Origin of the sequence: Marinomonas sp. UCMA 3892 (genome assembly GCF_012726345.1) — a bacterium.
In the GTDB taxonomy this organism is placed as follows: Bacteria; Pseudomonadota; Gammaproteobacteria; order Pseudomonadales; family Marinomonadaceae; genus Marinomonas.
In genome coordinates, this window is the sequence record NZ_PTXN01000012.1 from 81,632 (window position 1) to 101,780 (window position 20,149).

Genomic DNA, 20,149 nt, shown 5'->3' on the forward strand with positions numbered 1-20,149 from the left:
ATTTACACCTTATATCTTATTGATCAAAAAATGGCCACAACCCTTTTAATTAAACTGATAACCCAATGACGTAGCGAGCGCAGTAGTCATGTTTTAATAAGAGACGGGGTCACGCCATACCGGACACGTCATACAATGACCGCCGCCACGGCCTCGGCCTAGCTCTGCCCCGCTCACGGTAATCACTTCCACGCCCGCTTTGCGAAGCAAGGTATTGGTGTAGGTATTTCTGTCATAAGCGACGACAACGCCGGGTTCTAGGGCGATAACGTTGTTGCCATCGTCCCATTGCTCGCGTTCTTTCTGATAATGATCGCCACCAGTTTGCACGACGTTGAGTTTTTTGATGCCTAAGCAGTCTGCTGCAAGTTCAAACAGGTGTTTCTTTTCTTTACGGAAATCAATTTGTCCAGCGTGATCGCCTGGCCGCAAGGTATAACATTGGATCTCATCACAAACATCGGTAAAGGCGGTGACAACATCCCGATCACAATGACTAAACACGGTATCCAGATGCATTGCCGAACGAGAACGCGGCATTTGGCAGGCAATCACGCGGGTTGCTGCGCCCTGCTCAAACAATCGTTTAGCAATTTGCCCAACCGCTTGAGGTGAAGTACGTTCGCCCATACCGATTAACACGCTGCCATTACCCCACGCCATAACATCGCCGCCTTCTGCAGTGGCTGGACCATGATCCTGATCTGGGTCACCCCACCAAATTTTGAAATCACCATTATTAAAGGCTGGCGCAAATTCGGGGTGGAAACGATATACAGCTGTGACCAACAAGGTTTCTGGTCGACGTGCAGGCCAAAACATCGGATTCACTGTAACGCCGTTGTAAATCCAACTACTGTTATCACGCGGAAACTGAGTATTGGGTAATGGTGGAATAACAAAACCATCGCCGCCGAGATAATTACCAAACATGCCATGAGGTTTAAAAGGCAATTCGTGAACGGAAATCCCGCCAATCAAGTAAATAGCTAATTGCTCGGCAGACATATCATCAAGCCAGCTGCGCAATTCATTTAGCATGCCAACGCCCACTTGATTTTCGTTAATGCGGCGGTCAAGAATCCAATTTCGAGCACCTTTATCGCGCACGGTTTCTTCTAATAATTGACCAAACTCCAGCACTTTAATGCCACGATTTTCCATTTTCATGCAAAAATCCATGTGGTCCGTACGTGCCTGCTGAACCCATAACACATCGTCGTACAACAATTGCGCGGCATTGCCGGGAGTAAGACGAGAATGAGCAAGACCCGGACGACAAACGATAACTTTACGCAGTTTGCCAACTTCGGAGTGAACGCCAAATTCGATCATAGTTTTTCCCTTTTAGTAAGAACGTACTAATGAGAACGTCTCACGACTATTGATAGGTGAAAATGTGCTTTATTTAGTTTTATGTATTGATTCACATAGCCGAATACGTAACGGCTTATTCAATTAATGAGATAACACTGAGAGAGCCCATAATGATGAGACAAAGAATTAACAGCAGCGGCCAAATGAAACGCAGCCATCTTTCGTAAGGCACTTTGGCGATAGCAAGACCTCCCATCACCACAGCAAAAGTAGGATTAAATAAATTCACCAAACCATTGGCAGACTGGTACGCCGTCACCACCAATTCTCGGCCCACACCAGAAAAATCAGCCAGTGGCGCCATGATCGGCATAGTTAACACCGCCAAACCAGACGAAGAAGGAACAAAGAATGACATCAACACTTCAATACCAAACATCACGTTGATAAACATCACATTCGACAAACCGCTTAGGCTTTGTTCCCCCAAATGCAAAATGGTATCTGTCATGTGACCTGCGTCCATGATGACGACTATGCCACGAGCAATACCAATAATGATGGCGACACCTAATAGATCTCGTGCGCCATTAATAAAGACTTCCGTGAAGGTTTTTTCGCCCATCCAAGTAACAAAACCGATCAGCACAGACGAAGCAATAAAGAGCGCCCCCATTTTTGCCATCCACCAGCCTTGGCTCGACACCCCCCAAATCATCACCGCAAAGGTTAAAGCGAAAATCACCAAGACAAACTTCTGATTTAGCGTCAACATTGTCTCGCCATCGGTATGAACTTTTTTACAAAATTGCGCTTCAATGTCTGCTTTATGATCAGCCACAATAGAAAATTCAGGGTTTTGTTTAATTTTTGCCGCATAGCGCATCACATACACGACACATGCTAACCATCCCGTTAGTAAAATAAAGAAGCGTAAAACCATGCCTTGCGTGAAGGGAATATCGGCAGCATTAGCGGCGATAACGGTCGCAAACGGATTAATGGTGGAACCAAGCGTTCCTATGCCAGCACCCAACAAAATAATGCCCACCACCACTACAGAGTCATAACCTGCGGCGATCATCACTGGAATCAACAAGGCATAAAACGCCAGCGATTCTTCCGCCATACCATAAGTGCTACCACCAATCGCAAACAGCGCCATCAAAATCGGAATCATCCATTTTTCATGACCTTTCAGCTTCACCATTGCGCGGGAAATACCCGTATCAATCGCGCCTGTTTTAGTGACAACACCTAGAAATCCACCAATAATTAACACAAACAAAGCCACATCAATGGCGGCGGCTTCGTAATTGTCTGGATTATAAAAACCGGCAATCGGCGCAAGGAAAACATCCACCACACCTTGCGGGTTAGAATCCACTTGCTGATACGTGCCGGGAACCGGTACTTCCTTCCCCAGCGTCACGTTTTCAACACGTTCGTATTGGCCTGCAGGCACCACCCAAGTACCAGCTGCTACCAAAGCGATTAGCAAAAACAAAATGGTATAAGCGGTTGGAAATTTAAATGTCATTATTAACATCCTGTAAAAATACGGATACTTTAAAAAAACCACAAACTGAACATTCAAAAAACGATACAAACCATGCTTCTATAGAATCAAAAAGATAATTAAAAAATTTTAAAAATCTGATGGTGGTCACGTTTTTGTTAGATACAAAAAAAGCACCTTGACAATATCATCTACTATCAAGATGCTTATCTTTGAAATTATTATTCTTTATTTTCTTTTAATATATCCGCTGGAAATTCTACTGAATTAATAGTTAAACCATTTAAAATAGCAGTTGGCCTAGACATTTCGGTATTCGAAATAACAATATCTACTCGACGATTATGCTGACGCCCAAGTTTAGAATCGTTGGTATCTAATGGATTACCCTCGCCATTCGCTACCACAGTTAAACGAGCAGAATTAATGCCTTTTCCAACTAAATAATCTCTGACTGCTGAAGCTCTATGTTGGGACAACCTAAGATTAAGCGCCTCGCTGCCAACGCTGTCGGTGTTACCCTCTATTACGATGCTGCGATCTGCATACTTATTGAGGAATACAACTAACTTATCGAGATCAATCAATACACTCGGCTGTAGTTTTGCTTTGCCTGTCGCAAAAGACAAATCCCCTAACGTCATGATCATGCCGCGATTGGTCGCTTTTGCATTTAGCATTCCAAGTTGTCGCTGAAATTCTTGACTACGATTGCGCTCTGCATTGGCTTCCATACGCAGCTTTTCGGCATCGGCTTTAGACTGCATTGCATCATTACGCGCCACGCCCAATTCCCGGTTTCTTGCTGCTAATGTAGCCTCATTACGCTGTTGGCTGAGCTGTTTACGCTCTAAAACCAGCATTCGACTTTTTGCGCGATTTTCAGCAATCTCCACTTTTGAGTAAGCAACAAACATTAAATGACGACCTAACATTTCGTCAGTTCTTGGCTCTTCAGCCGTTTTAACCGCTTGCTCAGCTTCATTGAATTCCAAAGGTGCCAGTTGAATGAGCTGAGAGTCGCCTTGCAAATCCATCAACTTAGCTCGCACGTTATTCATTCCCTCTGGCTGAGTAGCAGGACCAGCACACCCAGCAAGCGCCAACAAAGAAGCCATACCAGCCACTTGATAAAACCGAATATTTAATACACTCATGAGCCAGCTCCTATATTGCGATCCATTTCTTGTTTAAGTGCCTCAATGCCCTCTTCAATTTCCGCATTGACTTGCTGCTCTTTGAGCAAGGTCGCTTTAGCCGATGCCAATTCAGCGCCAACTTGCGACTCTTTAGCCAAATAAACAGCTAGAGGCATTTGTTCCTTCTCTACCGCTGCTCGAGCTTGCTGCAACTTGTTTCTCGCTTCTACTAATTCTGGTGAGGGATACCCATTCACACCATTTCTATCAGCATCGGCAATGGCCGTTTCTGCAGCTTGTAAAGCGCCGTACACCCGTGGCTGCGGGTTATGCGAACAAGCAGTCAGTAAGACAACAACAGCCAACAAAGATGAGCCTTTCAGCACATTGCGGCGCAGCGAAAAAAACGGTTCCTGCATAAATTTACTCATAAACTATGTCCTCTTAAATCCCTTAAGCGTGCTCTAAATGAGCTATGAGGGTGTTGAAATAAAAACTATCGAGCTTGAACTCAGGAATATCTTTTAATTATTAAGATTTTAATTTTTAACAATTAGATACAACTTAACCAATTTACATCACTTTTTAATCCCTTGTATGTGCGCCACCACACAAAGAAAAATCATTCAACAAAAAAACCACTACAAAAAATTAAAACAATAAAAAATATTAATAATTAATAGAACACTGAAAAATTTAATCTGAAGATATGTTCATAAAAACTCACTCTATAAAAATTCATATAAATTCGTTGTGTACGCAAACGCACTGACGAGATGAATTAAGAAGAATAGGCTCTAATAACAAATCATTTAATCACCAGCATCAGCTGACTAAATTAAACATAAGGAATGCTTCACCATGAATTACCAAAGTGTTAACCCTTACGATGGCAAGATTCAAAAATCCTTTGAGAATATCAGCGATAAAGAACTTGAAGATAAAATGGCAACCGCCGCTGAGTGTTATCAAATCTGGCGTAATAAAAGCTACGCCGAGCGTGCCGTTATCATCGCCAAAGCGGGCGAAATACTGCATGCCCGTGCAGATGAATTCGCAAAAATAGCAACACTTGAAATGGGTAAACGAATCGACGAAGCCCGAGGCGAAGTAGAATTTAGCGCCAGAATCATGGCGTATTACGCAGAAAACGCCGAACGCTTTCTCGCTCCTGTTAAACTCGACCCAACTCGTGGCGAAGCGCACATGGAAAGCAGCCCAATTGGTTTGATCCTTTGTGTTGAACCTTGGAACTTCCCTTACTACCAATTAGCACGAGTCGCAGGCCCGCATCTCATGGCTGGCAACGTCATCTTGATCAAACATGCGGCCTGCGTACCACAATGCGCTGTTGCCTTTGATGAATTATTGACAGAAGCTGGCGCTCCTGCAGGCTTGTATACCAATTTATTTATCTCTCACGAACAAGCCAACAATCTAATTGGTGATCCTCGTATAAAAGGCGTAGCGCTAACTGGCAGCGTCCCAGCTGGCAGCGCGGTTGCTTCTAGTGCAGGCCATCACCTTAAAGTATCGTCCATGGAGTTAGGTGGCAGCGATGCGTTTATCGTCCTAGAAGATGCCGACTTAGAAAAAGCCGTCAAATGGGCTGTATGGGGGCGCATGTACAACGCAGGCCAAACCTGTTGCGCGGCAAAACGCTTTATAGTTATCGAAGAATTGGCCGACAAATTTCTGGATAAATTTCAGGCTGCACTTAGCGCACTCAAACCTGGCGACCCAATGGACCCAAAAACCACCCTTGGCCCTTTGTCTACTGAATCCGCATTAATCGGTTTGCTCAAGCAAGTGGATGCAGCTGTCGCTCATGGTGCAACCGTATTGATCGGTGGCAGACGCTTCGATCACAAAGGCGCCTTCATGCAACCCACTATTCTCACCAATATCACACCAGACAACCCAGCATACCGAGATGAGTTCTTTGGCCCAGTTGCGATGTTTTTCCGCGTCAAAAACGAATACGAAGCAATTGCGCTGGCAAACGACTCTGACTTCGGTCTAGGCGGTTCGGTTTACACCAAAGACATCGAACGAGGCAAACGTGTCGCCAGCCAAGTTGAAACCGGCATGATGTTCATCAACAACATCGATTGGACGGATGCAGAATTACCTTTCGGTGGTATTAAGAATTCGGGTTACGGACGTGAACTCGGCAACATGGGGATTCAGGAATTTGTTAACAAAAAACTGGTACGACTAGCCACCCTCGACGCGCCAGAATAAGGATCTCGTCATGTATGTGAACCTTGCCATTTTAAAAGAAACGCATCCCCATGAAAAACGCGTTTCCTTAGTACCATCACTCACTGCTAAATTAATCAAACTTGGCGCTCGGTTGCATATGCAATCGGGCGCTGGTGATGCGGCTAAGCTGTCAGATTCCGCCTATCAAGACGTCATTTTCATGGATGACCGCCATGCCTTGGTAGAAGACGCAGATGTGGTGTTAGCAGTTCAGCCACCGGCTATGTCGGTCATTAATGCCATGAAACCGGGCGCGATATTGATTTGCTTCGTTTATGCGGCGAATGAGCCTGAATTTGTTCAATGCCTGCTCACCAAAAAAATCACCTGTTTTGCCATGGAACGCATTCCACGTATCTCTCGTGCTCAGTCAATGGACGCATTATCCAGTCAATCGGCTTTAGCAGGGTATTATGCGGTCGCCCTTGGTATGAGCAATATGACTAAGGTGCTACCTAAAATCACCTCGGCGGCAGGTGTCATTGGCCCAGCCAAAGTCTTAGTGATGGGCCTTGGTGTCGCAGGACTCGAAGCCATCGCTACAGCGCAACGACTTGGTGCGGTTGTTGAAGGCTACGATGTTCGCCCAGAAACCAAAGAACAAGCATTGTCTCTAGCAGCGACCTTTGTCGACACCGGCGTTGATGCCACTGGCAAAGGCGGTTATGCCCGCGAACTAACGCCCGAAGAAAAAATCACCGTCAATAAAGCCCTAACAAAACACATTCAAGCAGCCGATTTGATCATCACCACAGCCGCTATTCCTGGCAAAGCGTCTCCTAAACTAATTAGCAAAGCACAAGTCTCTGGCATGAAACGCGGCTCAGTGATTGTCGATTTATCTGCTGATGGCGGCGGTAATTGTGAAGCATCAACACCCGGCGAAACGACTCATATTGATGGCGTCACGATAATCGCTCCATTAAACGTGCCATCCATGCTCGCAGCGGATGCCAGCGAGCTTTACGCCAAGAACCTGTTCAACCTGCTCGCCCTAATGATGAAGAACAACATAGTCACCATCGACTGGGAAGACGAAGTGCTTGCCGATACTGCTCTGACCCACGATGGCAAGCTTTGCGACGCAACTAAAACAGATAAAACAGATAAAAAAGCCAAAGCAAAATCTCAATCTAAATAACCTAAAAAAACCGATAACCAAATTAGACAACCAAACCGCAAAAACGGTTTGAATAGCATAGGAAGTGAGTGATGAGTTTTGATTTCACGATTACGGGCTTTGTCGCCCTGCACATATTCATGCTGGCAGGATTCGCAGGCTGGGTCATCATCGGCAATGTGCCAGCTATTTTGCATACACCGCTGATGTCCGGTTCCAATTTCATACATGGCATTGTGGTCGTTGGTGGGCTTTACACACTCATTAACGCCAGCACGACGCAGGAACAAGTTATTGGCTTTTTTGCTGTTCTGCTAGGCGCTGGCAATGCTGCAGGTGGCTACGCAGTGACGGATCGGATGTTGGCGATGTTTAAGAGCAGTGAACCAGCCAGCAAACCACATCGCAGCCACGCTTCGAAAAAGAAACACTAAGGACACAATCATGCTCACTCTTTTAGCGCAACTGACTATCGGCGCTGCCAACCTTGTGGCCGCTTTTCTTTTTCTCTTTGGTCTCAAACGCATGTCCTCACCAGCCACCGCCGCGTCTGGCATTCGTTTGGCTGGCATCGGCATGGTCGCCGCTGTGTTGGCAAGCTTTCTCTACGTTTTGAACATTGATGACAGCGTAAAGCCTTATCTACTAATGAATATCACCCTCGCCTTGCTGGCCCTTGCCATTGGCGGTGTCGGCGCATGGCTTGCCGGACGTAAGGTCGCCATGACGGCTATGCCGCAAATGGTCGCCATTTATAACGGTATGGGCGGTGGTGCAGCAGGTGCCATCGCCGCAGTGGAGTTATTTGGCAATAACGCCCATGACGCTAGTCAATTGATTGTTACCTTACTTGGTGCATTAATCGGTGCCATTTCTATGTCCGGCTCTGTGATTGCCTGGGCAAAACTGCAAGGCGTAATCAATAAGCCATTAAGAATAAAGAGCCAACAAATCATCAATGGAGTGGTCTTTCTTGCTGCCATCGCTGTGGCAGGCTGGATCGTCTTTGTCACACTGAGTGGCGTTGATCCGCTTCTATCCATTTCAAGCTGGACTTATATCTTCTTCGCCATTGCTCTGATATTCGGCATATTAATGACCCTACCAATTGGCGGTGCAGACATGCCCGTGGTGATCTCTATCTACAACGCCTTCACTGGTCTGGCAGTGGGTATTGAAGGCTTCGTTTTAGGCAATCCGGCTTTGATGATTGCCGGTATGGTAGTTGGTGCAGCCGGCCTATTACTAACCTTGCTAATGGCAAAAGCCATGAACAGATCCGTCGCTAATGTATTGTTTACCAATTTCGGTGACATTGTTAAGGCCAAACATAGCGCGATAAAAGGAACCGAGCGAGAAACCGCAGCGTCAAATGCTGGTATTGAAATGCGCTAAAGCCATGGGCTTGCACGTTTGTGCGGTTGATATTGATGATAAAAAGCTCGAACACGCCACCCAACTTGGCGCGGATGCAGTGGTCAATGCCAAACACGAAGGCGCGATTGAAGCCGTAATCAAGGCAACAAACGGCGGTGGTCATGGCGTATTAATCACCGCACCTTCACTGATTGCTTTTAATCAAGGGGTTGCCATGACACGTAAACGTGGCATTTGTGTATTGGTTGGTTTGCCACCTGGTGAATTCCCAGTGCCGTTATTCGATGTGGTTGCTAACTGCGTCACCATTCGCGGCTCGTTCGTGGGCACACGCCAAGATATGGCCGAAGCATTAGCCTTTGCTGCCGAAGGCAAAGTAAAAGCTGACATTGAGCTACAGCCATTGTCTGCCATTAACGATGTCTTTAAACGTCTGGAAAATGGTGATGTTCCGTCACGAGTGGTCATTAATTTCGCATCGAGCTGAGCTAGTCCATTAACAGCTAAGTACTAACACCCTTCCCTCGGTTAACGCCGAGGGATTCTTTATTACAAGCGACCTAATTTAAAGGGATAACTTCTTATGCTACGCAGCATGAACGATTTAGAAAAATACACCATTGCTGCCAGCGACGGCCATGTGGGTATGGTAAAGGACGTTTTGTTTGATGACTTAACGTGGGTGGTACGCTATTTCGTCGTGGAAACAGGGCTTTGGCTGATGCATCGCAAGGTTCTTATCTCTCCGATTTCCATTCAAAAACCCAACCGCTGGGAACATATCCTTCCAGTGTTAATTACCACAGACCAAGTAAAAAACAGCCCAAAAATCGACACAGACCAACCCGTCTCACGCCAGCATGAAATGGATTATCTGGGGTTTTATGGCTACCCAAATTATTGGGGAGGAACGGGATTATGGGCTGGTGGCATGTACCCTTATTTGATGTATCCGGGCTATATCGATTCGCTCAATGGAGACGAAGAAATCCATAAGGCAGAAGTGGCTCATCAAGCCGTTTATGACGCAAAAAACCAAGAAAACCAAGAAAACCATAAAAACAAAGACCCTAATTTGCGTAGTTGCCAAGCCATCATCGATTATCACGTACACGCAAAAGATGGCGACATTGGCCATATTGCAGAAATCTTAGTAGAAGAAAACACTTGGGCGGTGCGCTATTTGGTGATCAATACCAGCAATTGGTGGGGAGGACATCAAGTACTGATTTCGCCAGAATGGATCAAAGACATTGATTGGCTAGACGAATTTCTCACTATTGATCTGACTCGTCAATTGGTCAAAGACTCACCAGAATACAACTCAACTGAACAGATTAATCGACACCAAGAAGCGGAAATGTACGAGCATTATGGGCTAACGGGTTATTGGGCTCGTGCGCCAAAAGCCAATCTAGTGGCACCACAATGAAACCATTAACGATTCCTCAACCAAGCCATTGGGAATCAGGCTTTGACTCACAACGTGGACAGTCTGATCGACTGCCACATGTCCTTCTCAGTACAGCTCAAATGACCGAAGCTGACCGATTAACCATTGCCTATGGCATCAATGCAATCACTCTAATGGAAAACGCTGGCCGTCCTGTGGCAGACGCGATTATGAATCGTTGGAGCTTGCGTCCGGTATTGGTGCTTTGCGGTCCCGGCAACAATGGCGGTGATGGTTTTGTCGCCGCTCGACGTTTGGCTGAAGCAAACTGGCCAGTTCGAGTCGCGTTACTTGTTCCTCGTGATCAGCTTCGTGGCTCTGCGGCACATCATGCTTCTCTCTGGAATGGACCCGTTGAAACGCTCACGCCCGATGCTCTAAACGGCGCGGAGCTGATTGTCGATGCTATATTTGGCGCTGGTCTAACTCGTCCTTTGGAAGGCGCGGCAGCGGAGACCCTTGCTGCTGCAGCTGCTAGAAAATTGACCATCATCGCGGTTGATGTGCCAAGCGGATTAATGGGCGACACTGGCGAAAATATGGGCGCTGTGCCTTGTGCCCTCACTCTAACCTACTTTCGTAAAAAGCCCGGCCACCTATTACAACCTGGGAAAAGCTTGTGCGGTGAACTGGTCGTCGCCGATATAGGAACACCCGCTTCCGTGTTTATCAGCATTCCCCCTGATACTTTTGAGAATCACCCCGCGTTATGGGCTGACGATTTGCCATTATTAAATCAACACAGCAACAAATACAGTCGAGGTCATGCGCTGGTTTGGGGCGGCTGGCCAGCCACTGGCGCGGCTCGCATGGCGGCTTTGTCAGCGGCTCGTGTCGGCGCTGGACTGACAACAGTCGCGGTGGACATGAGCCAGAGTTACCTTGCCCTTTCTGTGTATGCTGCAACACTGACCAGCATTATGGTCAAGCCAATTCATCGACATCAAGACTTGGCTATACTGCTTGCTGATAAACGCATTACAGGTTTACTGATTGGTCCCGGTGCAGGTGTTGGCCCCGACACCCAAGCACGAGTATTGACCATGTTAAAGTCTGGACAGGCAATCGTTCTCGATGCCGATGCGCTTACGTCATTCCAACATACGCCAAGCGATCTGTTTGATGCCATCACCGGCCCATGCGTGCTGACACCACATGAAGGCGAATTCAGTCGTTTATTCAAAGGCGTGGTTAATTCTTCGTGTAATGACAAGCTATCTCGCGCTCGTGCTGCAGCTAAAGCAAGCGGTGCCATCGTCATACTTAAAGGCAATGATACCGTCATCGCCGCCCCAGATGGACGAGCCATCATCAATGCTAATGCGCCATCAACTTTGGCAACCGCAGGATCTGGCGATGTGTTGGCAGGCATAGCGCTCGGTCTACTTACACAAGGCATGGAACCTTTTCTCGCCGCCGCAGCGGCCGTTTGGTTGCACGGTGCAGCAGCAAACAACTTTGGAACAGGATTAATTGCAGAAGATTTGCCCTATCGCTTGCCTGCCGTCTTTAAACAACTGGCCCTGCTGATGAAACAAACAGAACGCCATTTTTCAGAAATAGAAATGACAACCGAATTTTCTGCATCTCATTAAGGGAAATGGACAGATTCGCACAGCTAAAAACGAACGGCTCTGTACTTTTTATTCATCTATTTTGATCGGAGACTGACCATGCAATTCAATGATTATTACAAAACCCTAGAAGTAGAACTCACCGCATCGGCGAAAGAAATCAGAGAGTCTTATCGCAAGCTCGCCCACAAATATCATCCAGATATTTCTGAGCAATCGAATTGCGAGCCCTTGTTCAAAGAAATTACCGAAGCCTATGCGGCGCTAAAACCAGCAAACAAACAATCGGCTCACAGAAGCTCGTCAATGAATGATGTCATCAGGTTAAAACACCATTTAAGATGATTGAGTCAGGCTGACTTTTTCGGCACCACATAAGGCAACAAACGATCTGTCTCTGTCTTCACCACGGCGTAACATTCGCAGCTTAACTCTTCGAGTTTCGATCTGTCTAGCACGGTGATATGACCTCGATGATAATCAATCACCCCAAGCTTTTGTAATTTGCCAGCGGCTTCGGTGACGCCTTCGCGGCGCACGCCTAACATATTGGCAATCAATTCTTGGGTCATGGTGAGATGGTTATCGGGCAAACGATCAAGTGACAATAACAACCAGCGACACAATTGTTGCTCGATAGAATGGTGCCGATTACATACAGCGGTTTGCGCCATTTGGGTGATCAAAGATTGCGTATAACGCAGCAGCAACTCCAGTAACTTACCGTGGCGATTAAATTCTTCCGTTAACATGCAGCCCTTTAAGCGATAAGCATATCCAGCGCTTTGCACTACCGCTCGGCTCGACGTACTTTCGCCACCCATAAACAAGGCAACGCCAATCAAACCTTCATTGCCAACCACGGAAATTTCGGCTGACGCGCCACTTTCCATCACGTAAAGCAAAGAGACGATGGCATCAACAGGAAAGTGTACATAAGCCAATTTGTCGCCCGCTTCGTACATCACCTGCCCTAATTCCAGTTTTTCCAACTCAAGAAAAGGAAAGATACGAACTTGAACTTCCTCAGGTAAAGCGGCTAATAAATGATTCTGTAATGGTGAAAAGGTCGTATCGATTGCATCATGCATAGGATAATTCTTAAATATTTTTCAAGTGAAAATCAGGTCGCAACAAAGCGATAGAATGAGATCGTTTCACGAAGTCGCGAGCGAAGCCAAGACGAGGCAAAAATAGACGAAACAGCGGAGTTTATGAGTTATAAAATGAGCATTTTGAGTCTATTTTTAACAAAGTATTGGCAAGCACAGTAGTCGTGCAATGATCTCAAGACATTTTCTATCGCTTTGCTACTCAAAGTTCTGTGCGCTAGCGAACACACTACTCTTTATTTTATGATTTACTCACTGAAATCATGATCTAGATTCTAATTTAAAGCATTAAATCCAGATAACACATCGGATAACTCTTCATCGATGTCACTTTGACGCAGACGGTGAAAGGTTTGATTAAGGTTTTCTTGTATTTCATCGATATTTTTTTCTGCTCGCTGCATGGCGGCAAGTCGGCTGGCGTTCTCACTGGCAAGCGATTCCGCACAGGCTCGAAAAAGACTAACAAACAGATATTCACGTACAAAAGCACGACGTGTTTGATCTTGATCTGGCATCACTTCCACAAGGTTATTACTTGGCCAGTCAATAGCAACAAGCTCTCGCTGCCAAGCGGCGTCCAAAGGCAAAAGTTGCTGACTCACGGGGCGAGAAATCGAATTGGCTTCAGGCTTATGATGAAACAAAAATACTTGGTCAATCAGTCCTTGATCTCGTTTTGCTTCCAGTTCGATTAAAATCTCGCCTACCAATCCAGTAATAGTGTTGATGGAATGAGGTAACTCAAAGCTTGCTTCGGTGTTTAAATCTGTCTCTATCAAGCGAGACTCAACCCGCTCGCCTACGGCCCAAAGCATCTTATTACCTGATAATTTTGCCAAAGAATCGACCACAAACTCGACCATGACTTCATTGAACTGTCCGACTAGACCTTGATCCGAGCCAAACACAATCACGCCGATGGCGGGTGCGTCCTTCTGAGATCGATTAACGATTACCGCAGGCTGTTCTAATTGTGCAGTTTGCGACAAACACGCCGATAATCCCAATTGCACGTTTCGATAATAATCATCGAGCGAATGCACGGCCTTTTCATATTGACCAATGCTCGACGATGCGATGGTTTTCATACTTCGCACTACAGATTCTAAGTCTTGGGCGCTGGTAATTTTGTGACGCAAACTGGCGATACTATCTGTCATCTTGGCTCACCTAAATCTGTGTCAGTGCTGAAGGTTTCAAGCGCTTGGCGTGCAAGTTCTAAAATCACTGCTTTATCATCTTTGCTTAATTTGTCGGTGCTTTCTAAACGCTCAACCATATCATCGGTGATATTCGCAGCAGCATCCCGAACGGCTTGCTCCGCGGCTGGCATATTGTCTAAGTTAATGTCATCAAACAAATCTGCGGTCAAAGCGACTAACACGGCGATTTGTTCTGCCATAGACACAGGCGCAAATTCAGGCTGTTTCAAGCAGGCTCGAATGCGTCGACCATGTTCAATGATTTTCAGCGTGTCGTCGTCTAACCTAGCGCCAAAACGCGCGAAGGTTTCCAGTTCCTCGAATTGCGCATAAGCCAATTTAAGATCCACCGTGACACCGCGATACGCGGCTCTTTGCGCTTTACCACCCACCCGAGACACAGATTTCCCCACATCAACCGCAGGCAAAATACCCAGTTCAAATAAGGCCGGCGAAAGGTAAATTTGCCCATCGGTAATGGAGATAAGATTGGTCGGAATGTACGCCGAAATATCCTGTGCTTCGGTTTCGATAATCGGCAGCGCCGTCAATGAACCGCCGCCGAGTTCCTCGCTCAGATGGGTCGCTCTTTCTAACAAGCGCGAATGAATATAAAAAATGTCGCCTGGAAAGGCTTCTCGTCCTGGTGGACGACGCAACAATAAAGACAATTCACGATACGCACGAGCGTGATGCGTCAAATCATCGTAGACAATCAGCACATCACGACCCTGTTCCATAAAATATTCCGCGATACTGGTCGCCGCATAAGGTGCAACATAGGCTAAGCCCGGTGGCTCGTTGCCTTCTGTCACAACCACGACTGTGTATTCCATCGCACCTTGTTCGCGCAAAGTGGCAATAACCTTGGCAACTCCAGACGCGCGTTGACCAATAGCACAATAGACACACAAGACGTTTTTGCCGCGCTGATTGAGAATCGTGTCCATGGCAATCGCCGTCTTGCCAGTTTGTCGGTCACCAAGAATCAATTCTCGCTGCCCACGCCCGACTGGTATCAAGGCATCAATTACCTTAATGCCCGTTTGCAACGGCACACTCACGCCAGCTCGATCCATAATGGCTGGCGAAGGTCGTTCGATTGGTAAGCGCTCGGTAGTCGCCAGATTGCCCTTGCCATCCAAAGGTTTACCGATTGGATTGATAATGCGACCAACCAAGCCATCGCCAACCGGCACATCGACCACGTGACCAAGTCGTTCGACTTCATCACCAGCTTGCAAATGCCAGTACTCGCCAAGCAATACCACGCCAATTTCGTCTTCATCGACATTAAACGCGATGCCATAAATATCACCGGGAAAAAGCAATAACTCGTCGTAGCCAACATTAGGCAAGCCAGATACCTTGGCAATCCCCGTGGCCACACTGGTAATCTTACCGATTTCCCGTGGTGACAAAGCGGGTTCGAACGATTCCCGAGCCTGTTTTAAATCAGCAAATAACCCGTCAAACATCGACATCATGAAGCCTGCTCTTGGCTTTTCTCAAGCTCAGGGCTTTCGTATTGAACAGCATTATGAGAAAGCATCACGTCATTGACTCGCTTAGTCAGCGTAGTCAGGTAATCAGCGATGCTCCAACCAATTTTCTGACCGTGGGAATCGATCTCAATCCCGCTGATCAAATTAGCATCCGTGGCAAATTCAATCACAACACCATCGCCCAATAAGCCATGTAACGCCTTGGTAATCTGGGTAATTTGTTTTTTAGGCAAATCAAACGCCGTATGCACGATTAATGCTTCGGTCGAATCTTGAAAAGCCGCTTGCAAATTGGCCTTTTCAGCGTCCGCTAATGCATCTAAACGCTTCACAAAAACATCTGCAATACTGGCTTCCAAACTGGTGCCAGCCATATCACTAAGCGCTTTACGGACGATGGCAAACACTTCTTCTCGTGCTCGCTGGCTTAGGGAATCTTTCAAGCTCAGTTGTTCGTTTTTAAGCGCCAATTCCAATTTACTGCGCAGCGCGTCAGACTCTTGTCGAACCGATTCCAACAAACGTGCTCGCTCGGTTTTCGCTTCTTCGCCTACTATGTTCATCTTCGCAGTACGTTGTTGGTCGAATTCCGTGTTCTTTTGTTGGAATTCCTCGCGCTGCTGATCAGCCTCGGCTCTTTTGCTATCAGCGTCGGCTAGCTCATCAGCAATGCGTTTTTCACGAGCGTCAATCGTGTTCAAAATAGGACGATACAAGAAGTGTTTCAGCAACCAAACTAGGACCAGAAAATTAATCAGTTGCGCAATGATGGTGAACCAATCGATTAGCATGATTTATTGGCCTGCAGTTTGGGCTATGACATGATTCCAAAAAGGATTAGCAAACAACAAAATCATCGAGACCACAAAACAATAAATCGCGGTGGATTCGATCATAGCCAAACCCACAAACAGGGTTCGCGTAATCGTCGCAGAGGCATCAGGTTGCTGAGCCAATGACGTTAACGCCGTCGCCACCGCCTTACCTTCCCCAAGTGAAGGCCCTAAAACACCGATGGCAATCGTTAGTCCTGCCGTAATGATAGAAACCATTGCAATCATTGTCATGCTGTCCATAGTTACTCCGTAAATGTTCATAAGGTTTAATCAAATAAAAAGTTAAAATTAAAGCTCAAAGCTAACTTGTCTCAGTGCTTTGGACTTCTGTTTTTGAGGAGCTTGTAGCCGCTGCGATGTAGACAGTGGCTAGAATGAAAAAGATATAAGCCTGAACAATGCCAGTAAGCAAACCAAGCACTGTCATCACAATCGGAAATAAGAACGGGGTAATGGTGAGCAGTATCGCGATGATCATCGCGCCACTCATCATGTTACCGAATAGTCGCACAGCCAGTGCTAAGGTCCGCGACACTTCGCTAATAATATTGAACGGCAGCATAATAATAGTCGGCTGAGTATAGGAAGACAGATATCCGCCCAAGCCAGTTTCCTGAATACCAAACAGCGGCACAGCAACTAACACACACAGAGCTAACGCCGCCGTAGTGGAAAGCGAACCTGTCGGTGGTTCAAAACCAGGAATAATGGTGCCAAGAGCAGACACGGCGATAAACAAAAATAAGGTTCCCAGAAAACCGATGTATTTTTGTGGTTGGCTTAAACCTACTTCTTCAATTTGTTTGTTAATGGTGATCACCACCACTTCTAGGGCATTTTGCCAGCGGGAGCGCTGCAAATTGTTAGATAAGTTTCGAGTGATCAGAATCGATCCAACCACCAGCACTAACATTACCAACCAAGTAAACACAATGGTGGCATTGAGCTTTAAAAAGCCCAATTGCCAATAAATAATTAGATCTGGTGTCAGGTTCATTAGCGCTCTTCTGTCTGAGAATTTTTTTCTTTAAGCGTGTGAATCGGATTGATAATGACGGGGTTGTCTTTCAAACGAATCAGCCGCGTCGCGAACAAACGCAAGACCATAAAGCCAAGTAAAGCTAACAATAATTTCTGCCAGTCATTACCCAGAAACACATAAAAACTCACCATTACCACGCTAATGCGAAACAGCATACTGAACAAGAATAAAGGTGCGACCACGCGACTAGAACCCAGTCGGCGTACTGTCCACCACAACCCAGCAAAATAAAAAACCCCTAATAGCATGCCAACAAACACGGCATAGGCAACGCCACCCCAAAAGTTGTCACCAAAATCAATTAACATTATCGTTGTCCTCAGGTTGGTGAATGTCTTTGTCTTCTTTTTGCACCCAATGCCAAGCATTGAAGCAGCCCAAACACAGGCCAACGACTAGCAAGGCCAGCGTCCATGAACGATCACTTGGGTAAGCACTATCCAACCAAATACCCAGCGCCGCACCAAGCACAGTAGGAATAGCAATCGACCAGCCAACCAATCCCATCATCCCTAAGCCAGACCAGACAGTTCTAGTCACGTGTCGCTGAGCTTTTAGCTTGCGAGCGGCGACTGAGCCAACTTGCTTGCTGTAGTTGTTTGTCGGTTTGTGATCTAGAGAGCGATTTAGATTGTGATCTAGATTACGGTTTGATTTAGTCGCGTTTTTGTCTTCATCATCGTCTTTCATGACACACTCGCATCCTGCTTAAAGGCCACTAAACGCTGAACAAAACCGCTTTCCATCTTGGTCAATGCCGAACGCAGTTTTTGCTCTTGCTCATCAAGCTGAATAAACTCATCTTCTAGAGCGTGACGTAAATCTTCTAACCCCATGCCATTCATAGCGTTACGCACGGAAATACGCACATCGGCTCCGGCTTTCACCAATACGCCTTCATCAACAGCAATATAAGCTTCTTCCTCGCCTTCCACTTCAATCACTAAAATGCCCGCCGACAAAGACGCCACACAATCCAATCGATTCGGTAAAATGCCAAACGCTCCTTGTGGTGTGGTCGCGACAATTCTCAGTACGTTTTGCTCTTCGCTAAATACTTTATGAGGCAGCAAAACCTTAAGCGTCATGTAGGCTTGTGGCATCTTTGTCCTCCTCGGCTTTTGGTTTATCTTCTGGGGCTTGTTTGCTTTTTTCATGGGCTTCATCAATCGCACCAATCATGTAAAGCGCGCTTTCTGGATAGTCTGCAAATTCATCCTGTAAAATGCGCTCGCAGCCATCTAAGGCATCATCAAGACTGACCAATTTGCCAGACATGCCAGTGAATTGTTCGGTGGTAAAAAAGGGCTGAGTAAGAAAACGCTCTAAGCGACGAGCACGTCCGACAACCTTGCGGTCTTCGGGTGAGAGCTGTTCCATGCCAAGCATGGCGATAATGTCTTTTAACTCGCTGTATTGCGCCAAGGTGCGACGAATCTCTTGCGCGAGATCGTAATGGCGTTTGCCAATAATGCTCGGCGTCGCCATTTTAGAACTGGACTGCAAAGGATCAATAGCGGGATATAGCCCTTCACTAGCGCGTTTACGGGATAAAACGATGGAAGCGGAAAGGTGAGAAAAGGTATGCACGGCGGCAGGATCTGTAAAATCATCGGCAGGCACATACACCGCCTGAATCGAGGTAATCGCACCACTGCCGGTATTGGCAATACGCTCTTCAAGTTGAGACAACTCAGTGCCCATGGTTGGTTGATACCCCAAACGCGCTGGCATTTGCCCCATCAAACCAGACACTTCCATGCCCGCCTGAATAAAACGAAAAATATTATCCATCAGCAACAAGACATCACGATGTTCGTCATCACGGAAATATTCCGCCATGGTCAAGGCGGCATGACCAACGCGAAAACGTGCGCCCGGTGGTTCGTTCATTTGACCAAACATCATCACCATGTTGTCCAGCACACCTGCTTCTTTCATCTCGCGATAAAGCTCTTCACCTTCTCGGCAACGCTCTCCGATACCGCAAAAGATACTTACGCCAGCATGTTGGCCGACCATGTTATGAATCATTTCGGTCAGCAAGACAGTTTTGCCCACGCCAGCGCCGCCAAACAAGCCAGCTTTGCCACCTCGTTCTAGCGGCATTAAGACATCAATCACCTTGATGCCGGTTTCGAATACTTCGGTTTTGGTGGAACGTCGTGCTAACGGTGGCGGCTCGTTATGAACCGAACGCCATGCAACGTCGACCGGCGCGTCTTTTTTATCAATCGTATTGCCGAACACATCAAACATGCGCGACAAAATCCCCTTGCCTACGGGTGTTTGTAGTGGCTCGCCAGTGTCTTCCACTGGCATACCACGAGCGAGACCTTGGGTTGGCGTTAAGGCAATACCGCGCACCCGCTGATCATCCAATTGGGAAAACACTTCAATGGCAATGCTATTGTCTTTGCCCGTACGTAATAAAGTACGAATCGGAGGTAACTGATTGTCTGACGATATATTGTCAAAGCGGATATCCACGACACTGCCGCGAATCGAAATCACAGTGCCGATCTTTTGAGACGTGGTCGATGGCATAGGCTTCGAAAAATCCTTGGTCTAAAAATGGAGACAGAGAAATGCCAACACAGTGTAATAAAAAAGCCCTTGTTCACTCTGTGCACTAGCGAACATATACGCCTTTTAGCCCACCTTATTTAGCACATCACTGATAGC

General features: G+C 46.6%; 22 protein-coding genes. 8 read left to right on the plus strand and 14 right to left on the minus strand.

Going from position 1 to position 20,149, the window contains the following annotated elements; translation table 11 throughout:
* Window positions 1-93 precede the first annotated feature (93 nt).
* The 4 genes from B6N13_RS16690 to B6N13_RS16705 form a co-directional block, all read right to left on the minus strand.
* On the minus strand, window positions 94-1,335 hold the full coding sequence (locus B6N13_RS16690; RefSeq protein WP_169460028.1) for an arginine deiminase: 1,242 nt from the start codon (window positions 1,333-1,335) through the stop codon (window positions 94-96).
* Window positions 1,336-1,450: 115 nt separating this feature from the next.
* On the minus strand, window positions 1,451-2,857 hold the full coding sequence (locus B6N13_RS16695; protein WP_169460029.1) for a YfcC family protein: 1,407 nt from the start codon (window positions 2,855-2,857) through the stop codon (window positions 1,451-1,453).
* 200 nt (window positions 2,858-3,057) lie between these two features.
* Window positions 3,058-3,993: an OmpA family protein gene (locus tag B6N13_RS16700; protein ID WP_012069676.1), complete on the minus strand. Its 936-nt coding sequence runs from the start codon at window positions 3,991-3,993 to the stop codon at window positions 3,058-3,060.
* On the minus strand, window positions 3,990-4,406 hold the full coding sequence (locus B6N13_RS16705; RefSeq protein WP_012069675.1) for a DUF4398 domain-containing protein: 417 nt from the start codon (window positions 4,404-4,406) through the stop codon (window positions 3,990-3,992). Before B6N13_RS16705 ends, B6N13_RS16700 begins: the two co-directional genes overlap by 4 nt.
* Window positions 4,407-4,836: 430 nt before the next feature.
* On the opposite strand from B6N13_RS16705, the gene B6N13_RS16710 reads away from it, so the two are divergent.
* From B6N13_RS16710 to B6N13_RS16745, 8 genes are all read left to right on the plus strand, one after another.
* Window positions 4,837-6,219: an NAD-dependent succinate-semialdehyde dehydrogenase gene (locus B6N13_RS16710; RefSeq protein WP_169460030.1), complete on the plus strand. Its 1,383-nt coding sequence runs from the start codon at window positions 4,837-4,839 to the stop codon at window positions 6,217-6,219.
* A 10-nt stretch (window positions 6,220-6,229) separates the two neighbouring features.
* Window positions 6,230-7,381 carry an NAD(P) transhydrogenase subunit alpha gene (locus B6N13_RS16715; RefSeq protein WP_169460031.1) on the plus strand — a complete coding sequence of 384 codons (1,152 nt, stop codon included), beginning with the start codon at window positions 6,230-6,232 and terminating at the stop codon, window positions 7,379-7,381.
* A gap of 71 nt (window positions 7,382-7,452) precedes the next feature.
* Window positions 7,453-7,794, plus strand: coding sequence for an NAD(P) transhydrogenase subunit alpha (locus B6N13_RS16720; RefSeq protein ID WP_169460032.1), 342 nt, complete (start codon window positions 7,453-7,455; stop codon window positions 7,792-7,794).
* Window positions 7,795-7,804: 10 nt separating this feature from the next.
* Window positions 7,805-8,755, plus strand: coding sequence for an NAD(P)(+) transhydrogenase (Re/Si-specific) subunit beta (locus tag B6N13_RS16725; protein ID WP_248280369.1), 951 nt, complete (start codon window positions 7,805-7,807; stop codon window positions 8,753-8,755).
* A complete protein-coding gene (locus B6N13_RS16730) occupies window positions 8,733-9,224 on the plus strand; it encodes a zinc-binding dehydrogenase (RefSeq protein WP_248280370.1) in 492 nt (163 codons plus the stop codon). Before B6N13_RS16725 ends, B6N13_RS16730 begins: the two co-directional genes overlap by 23 nt.
* Before the next feature lie 96 nt (window positions 9,225-9,320).
* Window positions 9,321-10,169 carry a PRC-barrel domain-containing protein gene (locus tag B6N13_RS16735; RefSeq protein ID WP_169460033.1) on the plus strand — a complete coding sequence of 283 codons (849 nt, stop codon included), beginning with the start codon at window positions 9,321-9,323 and terminating at the stop codon, window positions 10,167-10,169.
* Window positions 10,166-11,785: an NAD(P)H-hydrate dehydratase gene (locus B6N13_RS16740; RefSeq protein WP_169460034.1), complete on the plus strand. Its 1,620-nt coding sequence runs from the start codon at window positions 10,166-10,168 to the stop codon at window positions 11,783-11,785. The genes B6N13_RS16735 and B6N13_RS16740 overlap by 4 nt, the downstream gene beginning before the upstream one ends.
* Window positions 11,786-11,863: 78 nt before the next feature.
* Window positions 11,864-12,109, plus strand: a complete 246-nt coding sequence (locus B6N13_RS16745; RefSeq protein ID WP_169460035.1) for a DnaJ domain-containing protein — start codon at window positions 11,864-11,866, stop codon at window positions 12,107-12,109.
* Between the two features lie 5 nt (window positions 12,110-12,114).
* Here the strand turns inward: B6N13_RS16745 and B6N13_RS16750 are convergent, their stop codons facing one another.
* The 10 genes from B6N13_RS16750 to atpD form a co-directional block, all read right to left on the minus strand.
* The gene (locus B6N13_RS16750) at window positions 12,115-12,855 is read right to left on the minus strand and encodes a Crp/Fnr family transcriptional regulator (RefSeq protein WP_012069666.1); all 741 of its coding nucleotides are present in this window, start codon (window positions 12,853-12,855) and stop codon (window positions 12,115-12,117) included.
* 296 nt (window positions 12,856-13,151) lie between these two features.
* Window positions 13,152-14,039, minus strand: coding sequence for a F0F1 ATP synthase subunit gamma (locus B6N13_RS16755; protein WP_169460036.1), 888 nt, complete (start codon window positions 14,037-14,039; stop codon window positions 13,152-13,154).
* Window positions 14,036-15,568, minus strand: coding sequence for an alternate F1F0 ATPase, F1 subunit alpha (locus B6N13_RS16760; RefSeq protein WP_169460037.1), 1,533 nt, complete (start codon window positions 15,566-15,568; stop codon window positions 14,036-14,038). The genes B6N13_RS16755 and B6N13_RS16760 overlap by 4 nt, the downstream gene beginning before the upstream one ends.
* Complete coding sequence (locus B6N13_RS16765) at window positions 15,565-16,377, minus strand: F0F1 ATP synthase subunit delta (RefSeq protein ID WP_169460038.1); 813 nt, start codon at window positions 16,375-16,377, stop codon at window positions 15,565-15,567. The genes B6N13_RS16760 and B6N13_RS16765 overlap by 4 nt, the downstream gene beginning before the upstream one ends.
* A gap of 3 nt (window positions 16,378-16,380) precedes the next feature.
* Window positions 16,381-16,662 (minus strand): F0F1 ATP synthase subunit C, encoded by a 282-nt coding sequence (locus tag B6N13_RS16770; protein ID WP_072842229.1) that lies wholly within the window; start codon window positions 16,660-16,662, stop codon window positions 16,381-16,383.
* Window positions 16,663-16,723: 61 nt separating this feature from the next.
* On the minus strand, window positions 16,724-17,419 hold the full coding sequence (locus B6N13_RS16775; protein WP_072842227.1) for a F0F1 ATP synthase subunit A: 696 nt from the start codon (window positions 17,417-17,419) through the stop codon (window positions 16,724-16,726).
* Window positions 17,419-17,772: an ATP synthase subunit I gene (locus B6N13_RS16780; protein ID WP_169460039.1), complete on the minus strand. Its 354-nt coding sequence runs from the start codon at window positions 17,770-17,772 to the stop codon at window positions 17,419-17,421. Before B6N13_RS16780 ends, B6N13_RS16775 begins: the two co-directional genes overlap by 1 nt.
* Window positions 17,762-18,154, minus strand: a complete 393-nt coding sequence (locus B6N13_RS16785; RefSeq protein WP_169460040.1) for an AtpZ/AtpI family protein — start codon at window positions 18,152-18,154, stop codon at window positions 17,762-17,764. The genes B6N13_RS16780 and B6N13_RS16785 overlap by 11 nt, the downstream gene beginning before the upstream one ends.
* On the minus strand, window positions 18,151-18,567 hold the full coding sequence (locus tag B6N13_RS16790; RefSeq protein ID WP_169460041.1) for a F0F1 ATP synthase subunit epsilon: 417 nt from the start codon (window positions 18,565-18,567) through the stop codon (window positions 18,151-18,153). The genes B6N13_RS16785 and B6N13_RS16790 overlap by 4 nt, the downstream gene beginning before the upstream one ends.
* Window positions 18,542-20,011 carry a F0F1 ATP synthase subunit beta gene (gene atpD, locus B6N13_RS16795; RefSeq protein ID WP_169460042.1) on the minus strand — a complete coding sequence of 490 codons (1,470 nt, stop codon included), beginning with the start codon at window positions 20,009-20,011 and terminating at the stop codon, window positions 18,542-18,544. The genes B6N13_RS16790 and atpD overlap by 26 nt, the downstream gene beginning before the upstream one ends.
* Between the last annotated feature and the right edge of the window lie 138 nt (window positions 20,012-20,149).